Source organism: Paenibacillus arenosi, from assembly GCF_014841135.1.
GTDB lineage: Bacteria > Bacillota > Bacilli > Paenibacillales > Paenibacillaceae > Paenibacillus_B > Paenibacillus_B arenosi.
The window spans coordinates 434,767-450,035 of sequence record NZ_JACYTN010000002.1 but is presented as its reverse complement, the minus strand read 5'-3'; the positions used below and the strand labels follow the sequence as shown (position 1 = coordinate 450,035).

The 15,269-nt window shown below is 43.7% G+C and carries 14 protein-coding genes and 1 riboswitch; of the genes, 13 read left to right on the top strand and 1 reads right to left on the bottom strand.

All coding sequences use genetic code 11. The features are described from left to right. The first annotated feature begins 48 nt into the window (after nt 1–48). Entirely contained in the window at nt 49–1,377 is a 1,329-nt protein-coding gene (locus tag IFO66_RS05150; RefSeq protein WP_192024083.1) for a pyrimidine-nucleoside phosphorylase, read from the top strand. Nucleotides 1,378–1,464: 87 nt separating this feature from the next. Here the strand turns inward: IFO66_RS05150 and IFO66_RS05145 are convergent, their stop codons facing one another. Next, nucleotides 1,465–2,733 (bottom strand): Glu/Leu/Phe/Val family dehydrogenase, encoded by a 1,269-nt coding sequence (locus IFO66_RS05145; protein ID WP_192024082.1) that lies wholly within the window; start codon nt 2,731–2,733, stop codon nt 1,465–1,467. A gap of 461 nt (nt 2,734–3,194) precedes the next feature. On the opposite strand from IFO66_RS05145, the gene IFO66_RS05140 reads away from it, so the two are divergent. The 12 genes from IFO66_RS05140 (at nt 3,195) to IFO66_RS05085 (ending at nt 15,225) form a co-directional block, all read left to right on the top strand. Further along, nucleotides 3,195–3,617 (top strand): hypothetical protein, encoded by a 423-nt coding sequence (locus IFO66_RS05140; protein WP_192024081.1) that lies wholly within the window; start codon nt 3,195–3,197, stop codon nt 3,615–3,617. 335 nt (nt 3,618–3,952) lie between these two features. Next, on the top strand, nt 3,953–5,107 hold the full coding sequence (locus tag IFO66_RS05135) for a D-alanyl-D-alanine carboxypeptidase family protein (RefSeq protein WP_192024277.1): 1,155 nt from the start codon (nt 3,953–3,955) through the stop codon (nt 5,105–5,107). A gap of 85 nt (nt 5,108–5,192) precedes the next feature. After that, the gene (gene spoIIAA, locus IFO66_RS05130; protein WP_192024080.1) at nt 5,193–5,546 is read left to right on the top strand and encodes an anti-sigma F factor antagonist; all 354 of its coding nucleotides are present in this window, start codon (nt 5,193–5,195) and stop codon (nt 5,544–5,546) included. Continuing rightward, nucleotides 5,543–6,007: an anti-sigma F factor gene (gene spoIIAB / locus IFO66_RS05125; protein ID WP_273015049.1), complete on the top strand. Its 465-nt coding sequence runs from the start codon at nt 5,543–5,545 to the stop codon at nt 6,005–6,007. Before spoIIAA ends, spoIIAB begins: the two co-directional genes overlap by 4 nt. A 10-nt stretch (nt 6,008–6,017) precedes the next feature. Next, on the top strand, nt 6,018–6,773 hold the full coding sequence (sigF, locus tag IFO66_RS05120) for an RNA polymerase sporulation sigma factor SigF (protein ID WP_192024079.1): 756 nt from the start codon (nt 6,018–6,020) through the stop codon (nt 6,771–6,773). Between the two features lie 310 nt (nt 6,774–7,083). Further along, a complete protein-coding gene (locus IFO66_RS05115) occupies nt 7,084–8,736 on the top strand; it encodes a spore germination protein (protein ID WP_420488649.1) in 1,653 nt (550 codons plus the stop codon). A 113-nt stretch (nt 8,737–8,849) separates the two neighbouring features. Beyond that, nucleotides 8,850–10,184, top strand: a complete 1,335-nt coding sequence (gene lysA, locus IFO66_RS05110) for a diaminopimelate decarboxylase (protein ID WP_192024078.1) — start codon at nt 8,850–8,852, stop codon at nt 10,182–10,184. Nucleotides 10,185–10,393: 209 nt separating this feature from the next. Next, entirely contained in the window at nt 10,394–10,804 is a 411-nt protein-coding gene (locus IFO66_RS05105) for a hypothetical protein (protein ID WP_192024077.1), read from the top strand. 92 nt (nt 10,805–10,896) lie between these two features. Next, nucleotides 10,897–11,325: a peptidylprolyl isomerase gene (locus IFO66_RS05100; protein ID WP_028593482.1), complete on the top strand. Its 429-nt coding sequence runs from the start codon at nt 10,897–10,899 to the stop codon at nt 11,323–11,325. Between the two features lie 278 nt (nt 11,326–11,603). Further along, nucleotides 11,604–11,767: riboswitch (FMN riboswitch) on the top strand. A gap of 384 nt (nt 11,768–12,151) precedes the next feature. Next, nucleotides 12,152–13,309 (top strand): bifunctional diaminohydroxyphosphoribosylaminopyrimidine deaminase/5-amino-6-(5-phosphoribosylamino)uracil reductase RibD, encoded by a 1,158-nt coding sequence (ribD, locus tag IFO66_RS05095; RefSeq protein WP_192024076.1) that lies wholly within the window; start codon nt 12,152–12,154, stop codon nt 13,307–13,309. Next, entirely contained in the window at nt 13,294–13,983 is a 690-nt protein-coding gene (gene ribE, locus IFO66_RS05090; RefSeq protein ID WP_192024075.1) for a riboflavin synthase, read from the top strand. Before ribD ends, ribE begins: the two co-directional genes overlap by 16 nt. Before the next feature lie 27 nt (nt 13,984–14,010). Beyond that, complete coding sequence (locus IFO66_RS05085; RefSeq protein ID WP_192024074.1) at nt 14,011–15,225, top strand: bifunctional 3,4-dihydroxy-2-butanone-4-phosphate synthase/GTP cyclohydrolase II; 1,215 nt, start codon at nt 14,011–14,013, stop codon at nt 15,223–15,225. Nucleotides 15,226–15,269 lie beyond the last annotated feature (44 nt).

The following is a 15,269-nucleotide window of genomic DNA, read 5'->3' as shown; positions in this document are numbered from 1 at the left end:
AGTAATACAATCGAACAACAAGAATGACTTCAGGTAGGAGGAGTTAACATGAGAGCAGTTGACATTATTCAGAAAAAGCGTGAAGGTAAGGAACTTACACCAGAAGAAATCACATTTATGGTACGTGGATATAGTGAAGGTAATGTACCTGACTATCAAGTAGCTGCTTGGGCAATGGCTATCTACTTCCAAGGGATGAGCGCTAAAGAAACAGCGCAATTAACGCTGGAAATGGCGAAGTCTGGCGATCAAATTGATTTGAGCCCAATTGCCGGTGTCAAAGTAGACAAGCACTCCACTGGCGGTGTAGGCGACAAAACAACGTTGATTCTTGCACCGATGGTCGCAGCGGCAGGGGTTCCTGTAGCGAAAATGTCTGGACGCGGGCTTGGACATACAGGTGGTACTATAGATAAGTTGGAAGCGATTGCAGGTTACCAAGTTGAGCTTCCGCGCGAAACATTTATTAACCAAGTAAATGATATCGGCGTATCGCTGATTGGACAAAGTGGTAACATCACACCAGCTGATAAGAAGCTCTATGCTTTGCGTGACGTAACCGCAACGGTAGAGTCAATTCCGCTTATCGCAAGCTCTGTAATGAGTAAGAAGATTGCAGCGGGTGCAGATGCGATCGTACTTGATGTTAAGACAGGTAGCGGTGCATTTATGAAGACGCTTGACGATTCCATTGCACTCGCACAAGCGATGGTAGATATCGGAACAGAAGTTGGCCGCGATACGGTAGCGATTATTTCTGATATGGATCAACCGCTAGGACATCTCATTGGTAATGGTCTTGAAGTAGAGGAAGCAATTGCGACACTACACGGTAAAGGCCCTGAAGATCTTCATGAATTGTCTATGATTCTAGGGTCTCACATGGTTGTGCTTGGCAAACAAGCATCCACTACAGAAGAGGCTCGTGAAATTCTTGAAAAAACGATTGCAGATGGTTCTGCATTCGATCGTTTGAAGCAGCTTGTACAGGCACAAGGTGGCGATGTAGCTATGGTTGAAGACACAGCTAAGCTTCCACACGCAGCTAAACGTATAGAAGTGCTTGCTGAGAATGATGGTTACGTCTCCAGCATTGAAGCAGAGAGCATTGGAATTGCAGCTATGCTATTAGGTGCTGGTCGTGAGACTAAGGAAAGTGTCATTGACTTGGCTGTAGGGCTTGACCTACGTAAAAAAGTAGCTGATGGAGTGAAGAAGGGTGATGTGCTTGCGATTCTACATGTGAATGATGAATCACGTGTGGAAGAGTCTAAACAGCGTATTATTCAAGCTTATCAGCTGTCTGCTGAGCCAGTTGAAGAGAAGCCGCTTGTTTATGCAATTGTAACGAAGGACGGCGTACAACGTTTTGTATAATTGATTTTAATATGTAATAAGTAACTACAAGAAAAGCTGCTCGTTCCCTTTAGGGGGAATAAGCAGCTTTCTTAGTTGTTCTATCTATTACACCCAACCACGAATGCGCATTGCTTCAGCGATACGTTTGATCGAAATCATAAACGCAGCTGTACGAAGATCAGTTTGATGCTCTTTAGCTAAGAAACGAACTTCGCGGTAAGCATCTACCATTTTCACTTGAAGCTTCTCATTCACTTCTTCTTCGCTCCAATAGAAGCTCATCAAGTTTTGTACCCATTCAAAGTACGATACGGTTACACCGCCCGCATTCGCAAGGATATCTGGAATGACCAAGACTCCCTTATCACTCAAAATTTTATCCGCTTCTGGAGTTGTAGGTCCGTTTGCTGCTTCAGCAACAATTTTAGCTTTAACCTTATCGGCATTCACAGAGGTAATCACGTTCTCCAATGCAGCAGGGATAAGTACATCGACATCTAGCTCTAAAATGCTGTCTGCACTGATTTGATATTTTTTGTCGTAATTAGCCAATGACCCTGCGTCTTTACACGCATTAACTGCTTCTAAGTCTAGACCGTTCTGGTTGTAAATAGCACCCTTCGAATCGCTAACTGCCACGATAGTAAAGCCAAGCTCAGTTAACAATTCTGCAGCGATACGCCCTGCATTACCGTAACCTTGAATAGCCACAGTTGCTTCGTTAGGCTTCTTCCCTAATTCTTCAAGAGCTTCGAGAATCGTAAACACGCAGCCGCGAGCCGTAGCTTCATTACGTCCTTTTGATCCACCAAGAATAATCGGTTTACCTGTAATGACGCCAGGTTGGAAGGAGCCTTTCTTCTTGCTGTACGTATCCACCATCCATGCCATAACTTGAGCATTCGTATACACATCTGGAGCAGGAATATCTTTGTCAGGACCTACGAAGTCAGCAATTGCTTCCATAAATCCGCGGCTGACACGCTCTAGTTCACCTTTGCTCATCTCAGCAGGGTTACAGATGACACCGCCTTTACCGCCGCCGTATGGCAAGCTGACAACACCACATTTGAAGCTCATCCACATCGACAAAGCTTTTACTTCATCAAGAGTTACATCTGGGTGAAAACGAATGCCGCCTTTTGTTGGACCAATTGCATCATTGTGCTGCGAACGGTACCCTTCGAAGACTTTTACAGAACCATCATCCATCTTAACTGCAAAGTTGACAGTGAGCACACGCATAGGACGTTTAAGAAATTCGATTTCTTGCTGAGGAAGATTCAAGTGTGATGCTGCAATTTCGATCTGCCTCTGTACAATCTCATAAGGATTCAATGTTTCTTGCTTAACTGCTGTTGATGTAATAGCCATGGTTCTCCTCCAAATTGTTTATTTTTCAATGGTGTAAGTTTTTTGAAAGGGTACCTGAAATTAGGTCCTCTCGTTTGCACTATCTAAATATTTTCTTGTATTTTATCATAAATATGCGGTCGGTCAACTTATAAACTGGCTAGTTATGTGAATGAAATTTTTTATATGAGTATGAAAGAAATCTTTATGAACCTGTATATTTCAGTATAATATGGGGCGTTGACAGGGGGATGAGAAGTCTTGTTTCGCAAAAAGAAAGCGCTTCACCGTAATACAGTGCATGTATAATTATGCATTGCAAAGTTGCTGCATCATCCTCTGCTAATCTTGTGAAAATCGTTAAAACACCCTTGAATCTGTGCATATCTAGTAAAGGTGAATGTACCTTTCGACGAATGTACCTTTCAAAAGACAGTGACGCTGCATCTTATAGAGGGATAAAACAAAAAGGAGTTGTTTATATGGGATTCAGCAGTAATAGTGAGACTGCAGGAGCTACTACTACTACTTCTAACACTAGAACATTTTCTACAGGTCCACTAGAAAATGCAGCGAATAACCGTTCTGCCACTGTCATTGCAAAAGTACTGAATAACGGTACTGGCCAAGTTAAAGCTGAGGTGTCTGTGTTTAAGCTAAACGGTAAGAAAAAGTTAATCACGAGAGACTCGGTAACCCTTTCTCCGGGTACATCTGATTTTCTCTCCGTTAACTTAAACCGTAACGTGTTACAGTTCGAGGTAGAAATCAAAATTACGGGACGCAGTGCACTTCTGGGTGTTTTTGGTAAAACAGCGGGAGGCAACTTGAATCCTACGCATCGTGTACTCAACTCGGAGTTTACTCGTGTTATTCGCAAAAACAAACCGTCTAGAACTAGATAATTAGGAATGAAAGCACAGTTGCGCGTTAAGCGTGCTGTGCTTTTTTTTATGTGTGGAATATTTTAGGTGCAAGAGGTCGACAATGTGAAAAGGCATTCTTTTTCTCTTATGCATTCGTGATTACTATAAACGACAGTTGTTCGCTTTGCGAGAATGTACATATACGTAATCTTATGCATTTTCAGAGAGTTAAGAGTGGATACAATCAATGAGGAGGGAACGACTTGAGTCGTAAAAGCCGAACGATGCAGCTCTTTGTCTGTATCACATTGTGTGGGGCATTGATGCTGACAGGATCATCAGCAGTGTATGGACTTGATCTGCCGCCTGACAATATGAATACAAGTACGGATCAAGCAGCAGATAGAAGGACAGTTACGGAAGTTTCAACAACAAATACAGATACGGTACAGCTTGCATCAAGTGCTCGTTCTGCAGTGCTTATGGATGCAGATACGGGAACTATCATTTATGAAAAAAACAGCAATGATCGCCTGCCTCCTGCAAGCATTACAAAGATTATGACGATGCTGCTTGCTATGGAAGCTATACAGGACGGAAAAATAAAATGGGACGATAAAGTTTCGACGAGTGAATATGCCGCTTCTATGGGTGGGTCCCAAATCTTTTTGGAACCTGGTGAAGAAATGAGTGTACGCGATATGCTTAAAGGAGTCGCAATGGCTTCTGGAAATGATGCTTCGGTAGCGATTGCTGAGAAGATAGCAGGCTCTGAGCAAGCCTTTGTACAGCTCATGAACGAGAAGGCAAAGAAGCTTGGGATGAACAATACTAACTTCGTAAATTGCAATGGCCTGCCGGCTAACAATCACTATACGTCAGCGCATGATATTGCGATTATGTCTCGTGAGCTGCTGAAATATCCTGAAGTAACGAAGTTTACAGGAGCCTACGAGGATTACTTACGGCAGCATACAGATAAGAAGTTTTGGCTTGTTAATACCAACAAGCTTGTTCGGTTCTACAGCGGTGCTGACGGATTGAAGACAGGATATACATCAGAGGCTAAATATTGCTTGTCTGCAACTGCGAAGCGGGATAATTTACGTGTTGTTGCTGTCGTGCTAGGCGAGCCAAATACGAAAACAAGAAATGCAGAAGTGACACAAATGTTCGATTATGCATTTGCTCAATATATGAATGTTCCTCTTCTTAAAAAAGGGGATCGGATCGGTGAAGTTCAAATTGAGAAGGGTATGCAGTCCAAACTGGAGTTGAAGGCAGAGCAACCTTATCATCTTCTTCTTAAAAAAGGAGCTAGCAAAGATAAAGTTCGCTTTGAATTGTCTGCACCAGAATCTTTATCTGCTCCAATTGCTAAAGGACAATCGATTGGGAAAATTGTCGTCTATCAGGGAGAACAAGTCATTCGTGAAATTCCTGTCGAATCAGACCGTGATATTGCGAAAGCTGGCTGGTGGACCCTACTCAAACGGGCGACTTCTAAGTTGTTTTTTGTCAATGATTGATGGGGAAGTTCTAGTTTTGTCACCGGGCAGGAATTAGAGGTTTCGGCAACGAAAAGGTTCGGCAATGTGGGAGGAGAGTGAAAGCATGAATTTGCATGTAGAGCTGGAGCATCAACGTAATGTTCTAATTACTCGGCTAAAAGGAGAATTGGATCATCATACTGCAGAGTTGGTGCGTGTTCAATTGGACGAAGCGATTCAACGTGGTCAGATCAACCATGTTGTACTTAGTTTGAAAGAGCTTTCCTTTATGGATAGTTCCGGACTTGGTGTCATATTAGGACGCTACAAGTTGCTTAAAGGTAAAGGTGGGAAAATGGTCGTTTGTGATATGAACCCTGCTGTTCGCCGACTGTTTGAACTGTCTGGCTTGTTTAAGATTATGAACGTTTATGATAGTGAGCACACAGCACTTACTGGTCTGGAGGTCGTATCATGAATGATCGGACTAACAAGAATCACACGAATCATATGAAACTGCAATTTGCCAGCCGGTCTGAGAATGAAGCGTTTGCCCGAGTTACGGTTGCGGCATTTGTATCTCAGTTGGACCCTACCATGGACGAGTTAACAGATTTGAAAACGGTAATCTCGGAAGCGGTTACGAATTCCATCATTCATGGATACGATAACAATCCAAGCGGAGTCGTAACGATTTCTGCTGAAATCGTAGGGGAAGAAGTAACGATTTACGTTTCGGATGAAGGCAATGGAATCGAAGACTTGGAGATGGCTCGTCAGCCGCTGTATACATCCAAACCTGACATGGAACGTTCAGGCATGGGCTTTACCATTATGGAGAATTTTATGGACGAATTTGAAGTGAATAGCGAACCCGGCGCAGGAACAACGATCCGCATGAAAAAGCGGATTGAATCCAAAAAAGCGCTCTATAACTAGGGTTGAGGCAATGGAGGCCGATATGAGACAATCATCACCCGGCTACTTAGAAGATGCAGAAGTAAAACGTCTCATTGCGCTCAGCCAATCTGGTGATAGCCTGGCTCGTGAGACGTTGGTAAATTGTAATATTCGGCTCGTATGGTCTGTCGTGCAGCGTTTTATGAACCGTGGATATGAGCCTGAAGATTTGTTCCAGATCGGATGCATTGGATTGTTAAAGTCAGTCGATAAGTTCGATCTCTCTTATGACGTGAAATTCTCAACTTATGCTGTACCGATGATTATTGGGGAAATTCAACGCTTTTTGCGTGATGACGGAACCCTTAAGGTCAGCCGTTCCCTCAAAGAAATGGCCAACAAAGTCCGTAAGACGAAGGACGAGCTGTCCAAGAGGTTGAATAGACTCCCGACGATTAAGGAAGTAGCGGAAGAGCTCGGTGTTTCGCCGGAAGATGTTGTTTTTGCTCAGGAGGCGAACAAACCACCGACCTCTATCCATGAGACGGTATTCGAGAATGATGGCGACCCGATAACATTAATGGACCAGATCGCGGATGAATCACAAGAGAAATGGTTTGATAAGCTGGCTCTTAACGAGGCGATTGAGGGGTTAAATGAGCGGGAACGACTCATCGTGTATTTGAGGTACTTCCGCGATCAGACGCAGTCTGAGGTGGCGAGTCGTCTTGGTATTTCTCAAGTACAGGTGTCAAGACTAGAGAAAAAAATATTGCAGACCATTAAGTCGCAAATCGCGCAATGATGGTTACAAGATACAAGTTTCAAAAAGTTGATCAATTGAACGATCTACGCTAATTAGCAGCCGCTTTTTTCCATCAACGGGAAGAGCGGCTGTTGTTTTTTGTGAAGCCCGATTTAATTATTGCAGCATACATTCATGAACTTCTTCCTTCTGTTCCATACTAAGGAATGTCCCAGCTAGATATCGATCTAGATAAATGTGAAATTGAAGGCAAGAAGGAGGGAATACGGTGACTGATACACGTGATACAGACCAAAAAGAAGATACAGGCGTAGACGATCAAATTTCATCACATGCTGAAGATGGAAAAGTGTCAGAACCTCCTGAACAACAGGGTGATCAGGAACAGGCATCAAATCAAAATGAGCATCATGCATCCAATCAAATTCCAGATCGAACTGCCGGCAGTCCAGTTGGAGAGGAGAGTCCGGAGCATGCAAGGAAGCGCAAGCAAGAGTATTCCAACAGTTTGGAGGAATCGGTGCAATATTGGCAAGGCGATGATAAGATTCCGACTGATATTGAAGAGGTCAAAGGAACGTTAAAGGATGTCTCTGGACTAGGCGAATCATTCGATCTCGTTTTCCGTGAAATGACATTTGCAGGACGTAAAGTCGGTTATTTCTTTGTATCTGGATTTGCAAAAGACAATATTATGGATATTATATTGGCGCGGTTGAGCATGTTGGATAAAAAGCAAATAAGTGCTGATGCACTTAAAGCTTTTTTTGACCTTTACATTCCGCATATTCAAGTTGAGCTTATGACTTCGATGAGCCAGACAATAAATAAAGTATTCCAAGGCTACAGTGTGTTCTACATAGAGCAGGAATCTACTTCTATTGTGCTAGATACTCGTAATTATCCAGCGCGTGGACCAGAAGAGCCTTCTTTGGAAAAGGTGGTACGAGGGGCTAGAGATGGATTTAATGAGACGTTGCTTACAAATGTGGCCCTTGTACGTCGCAGAGTTCGTGATCCAGGACTGAAGGTAGAAATTATGCAAGTCGGGCGTCGAACACAAACCGATGTGTCTATTCTTTATATCGATGATATAGCGGACATCCGACTTGTGGAGTCGATACGAAAAAAAATACAGGCAGTGGATATTTACGGACTTCCGTTAGCTGATAAACAGCTGGAGGAGGCAATTATTAAGAAGGGATGGAATCCATATCCGCTTGTTCGGTATTCTGAACGGCCTGATGTCGTTGCCGATCATCTATTGGACGGAAGTGTGGCCATTCTGGTGGATACTTCTCCATCTGTTATGCTCATGCCTACGACGTTTTTTGATCTTTGTCAGCACGCAGAAGAAAATCGCCAGACGGCTTTTATGGGTACCTACTTGCGCTGGATTCGATTTTTGGGTATATTTGCATCATTGTTCCTGCTTCCGATTTGGTTGCTGTTAGTTATGGAACCAGGCTTGAAGCCGGCTTATCTCCAAATACTTGGACCACAAGAGACAGGTAAGCTTCCTCTTCTGCTGCAGTTTATTCTTGCGGAATTTGGGGTTGACCTAATGAGGATGGCTTCCATTCATACGCCTACTCCGTTAGCGACAGCGATGACTTTGGTTGCTGCGATACTGCTAGGGGAAATAGCTGTCAAGACAGGCGTTTTCGTGTATGAAGTCATACTCTATATGGCGTTTGCTGCGGTAGGGATGTTTGCGACGCCGAGTTATGAGCTGGCATTAGCTAATCGAATGGTCAGGCTAATTTTGCTTGTTGCCGTTGCGTTCTTCAAGGTACATGGTTTAATAATTGGGATTACACTATATGTTATCCTATTAACTTTGCACCGCTCGTATAACTCGTCTTATCTGTGGCCGTTTATACCATTTAATGCAAAAGCGATGTTCAATATTTTTGTTCGTCAGCCTGTGCTCAACAACAAGGATCGACCAAGCTTAAACAAACCAAAAGACCGTACAAAAATGCGTAACACACAAAAATAAAATCGCATAAAATGCAAATGAAACATAATTTAGTCCATTGGTAAACAACACCAAGAGTTGCTATAATCATGGTACCATAACCAGTAAATCGCGTAGAAATGGGGAATAAAACGATGTATCTACATGGAACGAGTACTATCAATAATGAAGGGCATCTAACGATTGGTGGCTGTGATGTGACCGCGTTGAAAGCTCAATTCGGCACACCTCTTTATATAGTCGATGAGGCGCTTGTTCGTGAGCGCTGTCGTCAGTATATGGAAGCGTTCCGCGCTTCTGGCCTGACATTCCAAGTGGCCTATGCAAGTAAGGCTTTTTGTGTAATGGCGATGTGCAGACTTGCTGAAGAAGAAGGGTTGTCCCTCGATGTCGTTTCAGATGGAGAGCTATTTACGGCATTGCAGGCAGGTTTCCCAGCACAGCGCATCCATTTCCATGGTAACAACAAGACTCCTGAAGAGATTGAGATGGCTATTGACGCACAAATTGGTTGTTTCGTCGTGGACAACTTCAATGAGCTTCAATTGTTGAATGCGATCGCTAAGGAACGAGGTGTACGCGTTAATGTGCTGCTTCGTGTAACACCAGGTGTTGAAGCACATACGCATGAATATATTTCGACAGGCCAGACAGATTCGAAGTTTGGCTTTGATATTGGCAATGGTACGGCTGCTGTAGCTGTTCAAGAAGCCGCTAATGCAGATCATATTGATTTGCTCGGTATTCACTCTCATATCGGCTCGCAGATCTTTGAAGTACAAGGCTTCCAAATGGCAGTAGAGCGCGTTGCTCAATTTGCTCGTTCTATTAAAGAGCAGACAGGCATTTCGTTCAAAGTGGTCAACTTGGGCGGCGGGTTTGGTATTCGCTATGTGGATGGAGATACGCCTTTGGCTGTATCCGACTATGTTAAGGCAATTACAGATGGTGTGAAACAACATTTTTCAGGTATCGGACCAACATTGCCTGAGATTTGGGTAGAGCCAGGCCGTAGCATCATTGGTGAAGCGGGAACAACATTGTACACAGTAGGTTCTGTGAAAGAAATTCCAGGTGTTCGTAAATATGTGGCAGTTGATGGCGGTATGACAGATAACCCGCGTCCTGCTCTTTATGAATCCCGTTACGAAGCAGTGCTTGCTAACCGTGCTAACGATGCGACTGAAGAAGTTGTATCTATCGCTGGTAAATGCTGCGAGAGCGGAGATATGCTCATTTGGGATCTTTTTTTGCCAAAAGTAAAGCAAGATGACTTGCTTGCTGTATCATGTACAGGTGCATATAACTATGCAATGGCGAATAACTACAACCGCATCCGCCGTCCGGCAGTTGTGTTTGCGCACGAAGGTCAAGCAGACGTAGTTGTAGAACGTGAGACGCATCAGGATATCGTTGGGAAAGATGTTATCCCTGCTCGTCTGCAGAAGAAGAGTACTGTTCAAGTTTAAATGTACAGCTAGAAGCTGGTCGTTAACCAAGTCGTCAAGCGCGATTGGGTAACGACTGGCTTTTTATGTTGCTTAGAGACATGTAACAGCCTGATGAGATAATAATCTAAATTTATATCTGAGCACTAAAGAGCACGAAGCTTCCGAACATTTTCAACGCACCAACGTTGGTGGAAAACGCTAGCTCTACAAATTAAAGGAGTAACTGAATGGCGACACTGCGAGATATACAGGAAATTGGAACTTATATTGAATTCTCTTTTTTAAAGTGTATACCCGGCGATTACGAAGGATGCCAACTTCATTTCAAGCACTACAAGGGAAATCGTATCGTTGATGAGTTGAACTTCGGTTGGACGAATCTGACGATTAAAAATTATGTTGAAGTGACTTCGTATTTTCCGCTTGAGGAATTAAACGATTTTCAGTTGAATAATTTGTACACCTCTTTCGAAAAACATCTATATCATTTGGAATGGACGAAGTTAGAAAAGGGCAATACGCATAAACTCCATTTTTTTGGAGCTCAACAAGACTTTACGTTGATTGTAGCCGATGATGAAGTCCGACAGTTTGGCCACGACTTAAAAAGCGAGTGGGAAAAAGGGCTTAGTTGCTGATCCAGTTCAATTGGGTTGAGCCTTGGCTGCTTAAATGCTATACTATTTTCATTGTGTTTTATAAAATTGCAATAAAGAAGGGATGTTTACATATGAAAACAGCTACAATTGAACTAGAAAAAGGCGGAAACGTCGTAATCGAACTTTTCGATCAAGAAACTCCAGGAACAGTTGCAAACTTTGAGAAATTGGCTAACGAAGGTTTCTATAACGGTTTGACGTTCCACCGTGTTATTAAAGATTTCGTTGCTCAAGGTGGTTGTCCACACGGTACAGGTACAGGCGGTCCTGGCTACACAATCAAATGTGAGACAGCTGGCAACACACATAAGCACGTGCGCGGCGCATTGTCTATGGCTCATGCAGGTAAGGACACAGGCGGTAGCCAGTTCTTTATTTGCTACGCTCCATTCCCACATTTGGATGGCGTACACACTGTATTTGGTCAAGTAACAGAAGGTATGGAGCTTGTTGACCAAATCAAGCAAGGCGACAAAATGAAATCTGTAACAGTAGCTTAATAAAAGTTAATAAGAAGTCTTAACTTTTATTAACGATGATTACCTGTTAACGGATGCATTCATAAAAGCTTTAGTTTTCCATTGTTTTAAGCGATGGAAGGCTAAAGCTTTTTGTCGTTGTTGGAATTTCCGTTGTAGATGTGTACATAGCAATATGTGGAGAGGCTATTGCAATTTTTGAAATGCGGGTGTAACATACATGGCAAGACTTGTATAGTCGATGTCTTATTACCATACTGCATGAAATGGCAGCATGGTAGTAGCACAATTTAATATGTTTTATCCTTCGGGGTCGGGTGAAAATCCCAACCGGCGGTGATGAATAAAGAGTGTGATTCGCTCTTTATGCTAAGTCCGTGACCCGGATGCGGTGAATACCGTAGACGGTGGATCTGGTGCAACTCCAGAGCCGACAGTATAGTCTGGATGGGAGAAGGATATCAGGACAGGTGAAGTGTGACTGCTGCTTGCTCTTATTTGGTCATGACATTTGATTGTTGTGACAAATGGTACGGAGCAGTTGTATACGCATTTCATTTTCAACGCGCTGTATTTCACATGACGGTTGTTTTTTGACCTATATATGCAGTTTATTTGCTCTATGCAGGTGAATGGCATTGGTCTGTTTGTTTATGCTTATAAGTGGCTTTTGTTGCTGTCGACAAGCATATACAATACATGTGAAAGATAGTACATACCTGATTATTCGACCTTATGACCCTTCGGAGATATTGTTCCGAGGGGTTTTTCTGTTGTTCGTTTGTAGTTGTTACTTACGCAATTACAAAAGCAAGGTATCTCGTTTTTTTGTGAGGAGGGTGTTTGTATGATTCCACGGCTAGATGATGAGTTCTATATGCAATTAGCGATTCAATTGGCTGAGCGTGTAGTCGGTCAAACGAGCATTAATCCACCTGTAGGCTGTGTCATCGTCCGTGAGGGTCGTGTTGTGGGTATGGGGTCGCATTTAATGCGAGGTAAAGGGCATGCAGAAGTACATGCCTTGCAAATGGCAGGTGAAGATGCGCGAGATGCTACTGCCTATGTAACGCTGGAGCCTTGCAGCCATTATGGACACACATCTCCATGCTGCTCACGGTTAATTGAAGCGGGGATTAAGCGTGTTGTCGTTGCTTGTGCTGACCCTAATCCGCTAGTTGCAGGCCGTGGATTACAAGCGCTGCGTGAGCATGACATCGAGGTGGTTGTCGGTGTCATGCAGCGGGAGGCGGCATCGCTCATTACGATGTTTTCGAAGTTCATGCTGACCAAGCTTCCTTATGTGACGATGAAGACGGCAGCCACGCTGGACGGGAAAATTGCTACGCATACCGGTCACAGTCAATGGATTACGAACGAAGATGTTCGTGAACGTGTACATGCGCTGCGTCATCGTCATCAAGCCATTATGGTTGGAATCGAAACGGTACTGCAGGATAATCCGTTGTTGACTACTCGTCTGTCAGTACCAGCGCTTAATCCAATTCGAATCATCGTGGACTCCAAGCTAAGATTACCGTTGGAGGCTCGACTTGTGGAGGATGATACAGCACCAACATGGGTACTCACAACAACTCAAGCGAATGAGCACGCGGCACGTGAATTAGAGGAACGAGGAGTGCGCATTATTCGAGTGAACGATGGCCCACTTGTTGATCTTTCACTAGCCATGAAGCTTTGTGCTGAGGAAGAGATCGGTTCTATTTTACTTGAAGGCGGGGGAACGTTGAATGGATCGATGCTGAAGGCTGGGCTTATTGATCGTATTCTGCTCATGCTAGCTCCCAAAATTGTCGGTCATCGTGAGGCTCCCTCTGTCTTTACTTTTGAAGGTGCAGAAAGCATGGGAGATGCGCTGCGATTGGAGCATTTACAAGTGGAAATGGTCGGGGACAACATCATCATTGGTGGCAGTCCGTTGAATCGAAAATTACGAAAGTTATGTGATTCACAGGAGGTGGATACAGCTTGTTCACTGGTTTAGTTGAAGAGGTTGGAACACTTCATTCGATTAGCAAGCAGGGAGAGGCCATGGTGCTTTGCATCCGTGCTGGTAAGGTGATTGAAGGGGTAAGGCTAGGTGATAGTATCTCGGTCAATGGCGTTTGCTTGACGGTAACAGCATTTAGCAGCACTTCGTTCCATGCAGATGTTATGCCGCAAACGTATCGTCATACGAGTTTAAAACAACTACGGCCTGGTGCATCTGTCAATCTGGAGCGAGCGATGGCTGCAAATAGTCGATTTGGTGGTCATATTGTTCAAGGTCATGTTGATGGAACAGCAATCATTGTGAATCGAATCGTTGATTCGAACGCTGTCGTGTTTGAATTCCAACTAGAACATCCTAGCATTGGGCGATATATGATTCCGAAAGGTTCGATCGCGATAGATGGTATTAGTTTGACGCTAATACAAGTGGAAGAGTCCAACTTTGCCGTATCTATTATCCCGCATACATTGAGCCAAACCTCGCTAACCCACAAAAACATAGGCGACACGGTTAATGTTGAATGCGATGTGCTTGGGAAATACGTTGAAAGACTGCTTGGATTTACAAGTAAAGCGGAGCGTGATATTGATACAAGGTTGACACAGTCTAGTTCGAAATCATCGAAAATTACGGAAAGCTTTCTTACAGAGCATGGTTTCTGTTAACGATTAACGGATAAGGAGGGAATGACTATGAGTGAACCGTTTTATTTCGATACGATTGAAGCAGCAGTAGAAGATTTGCAAGCAGGAAAAGTCATCATTGTAGTAGATGATGAGGATCGTGAAAATGAAGGTGATTTTATTGCGTTAGCAGATAAGGCTTCGCCTGATGTGATAAATTTTATGATAACAGAAGGTCGCGGACTCGTTTGTGTTCCGATTACACCTGAGCGGGCTGTCGAGCTTAATCTTCCCCCTATGGTCAGCCACAATACTGATTTTCATGGCACAGCGTTCACGATCTCGGTCGATCATAATAGCACGACGACAGGCATTTCCGCTCACGAGCGCTCATTAACGATACAGGCACTTATCGATCCTGCGGCAAAGGCGGACGATTTTAGACGGCCGGGTCATATTTTTCCTTTAGTCGCGAAAAAGGGTGGGGTGCTTCGACGTGCTGGACATACCGAAGCAGCGGTCGATCTGGCACGTATGAGTGGCTCAGCACCAGCTGGTGTTATTTGCGAGATTATGAATGAAGATGGAACGATGGCACGGCTACCAGACTTGATGCAGTTGAAAGAAAAACATGGCCTCAAGCTCATTTGTATTCGGGATCTCATTCAATATCGACATGCGCAGGAGAAACTAGTTCAGTGTGAAGTTGAGGCGAACATGCCGACGGAATATGGGCAATTTCGCATGATAGCTTATACGAATGCTGTTGACAATAAGGAACATGTTGCAATGGTAAAGGGAGAGATTGATCCTACTCAGCCTGTGCTTGTACGTGTCCATTCAGAATGCTTAACAGGTGACATCTTTCATTCACATCGTTGTGACTGTGGACCGCAGTTGGCAGCAGCCTTGCATCATATCGAGCAGGTAGGCAGTGGAGTGCTGTTGTATATGCGTCAAGAGGGTCGAGGAATTGGGTTAATTAATAAGCTTCGAGCATACAACTTGCAAGAAGAAGGTTATGACACGGTTGATGCGAATAAGAAGTTAGGATTTGCAGCTGATTTAAGAGACTACGGGATTGGTTCACAAATACTGAAGGATCTAGGGGTTCGCAGCATCCGACTTATGACCAATAATCCAAGAAAAATTACTGGATTAGAAGGATATGGTCTGCAAATTGTGGAAAGAGTCCCGCTGCAAATGCCAGAAAATCTATCGAATCGTCGTTATCTTCATACTAAGCAAGAAAAGCTTGGACATTTGTTTGACTTCTCGTCCTAACGTTTTAATAGAAGCACTGTTATACGAATTATCCATTATAAACG

What these genes read in the sequence shown, in the direction of transcription:
- IFO66_RS05150 (WP_192024083.1), top strand. Translation starts at nt 49, where the DNA reads ATGAGAGCAGTTGACATTATTCAGAAAAAGCGTGAAGGTAAGGAACTT.
- IFO66_RS05145 (WP_192024082.1), bottom strand. Translation starts at nt 2,733, where the DNA reads ATGGCTATTACATCAACAGCAGTTAAGCAAGAAACATTGAATCCTTAT.
- IFO66_RS05140 (WP_192024081.1), top strand. Translation starts at nt 3,195, where the DNA reads ATGGGATTCAGCAGTAATAGTGAGACTGCAGGAGCTACTACTACTACT.
- IFO66_RS05135 (WP_192024277.1), top strand. Translation starts at nt 3,953, where the DNA reads ATGAATACAAGTACGGATCAAGCAGCAGATAGAAGGACAGTTACGGAA.
- spoIIAA (WP_192024080.1), top strand. Translation starts at nt 5,193, where the DNA reads ATGAATTTGCATGTAGAGCTGGAGCATCAACGTAATGTTCTAATTACT.
- spoIIAB (WP_273015049.1), top strand. Translation starts at nt 5,543, where the DNA reads ATGAATGATCGGACTAACAAGAATCACACGAATCATATGAAACTGCAA.
- sigF (WP_192024079.1), top strand. Translation starts at nt 6,018, where the DNA reads ATGGAGGCCGATATGAGACAATCATCACCCGGCTACTTAGAAGATGCA.
- lysA (WP_192024078.1), top strand. Translation starts at nt 8,850, where the DNA reads ATGTATCTACATGGAACGAGTACTATCAATAATGAAGGGCATCTAACG.
- IFO66_RS05105 (WP_192024077.1), top strand. Translation starts at nt 10,394, where the DNA reads ATGGCGACACTGCGAGATATACAGGAAATTGGAACTTATATTGAATTC.
- IFO66_RS05100 (WP_028593482.1), top strand. Translation starts at nt 10,897, where the DNA reads ATGAAAACAGCTACAATTGAACTAGAAAAAGGCGGAAACGTCGTAATC.
- ribD (WP_192024076.1), top strand. Translation starts at nt 12,152, where the DNA reads ATGATTCCACGGCTAGATGATGAGTTCTATATGCAATTAGCGATTCAA.
- IFO66_RS05085 (WP_192024074.1), top strand. Translation starts at nt 14,011, where the DNA reads ATGAGTGAACCGTTTTATTTCGATACGATTGAAGCAGCAGTAGAAGAT.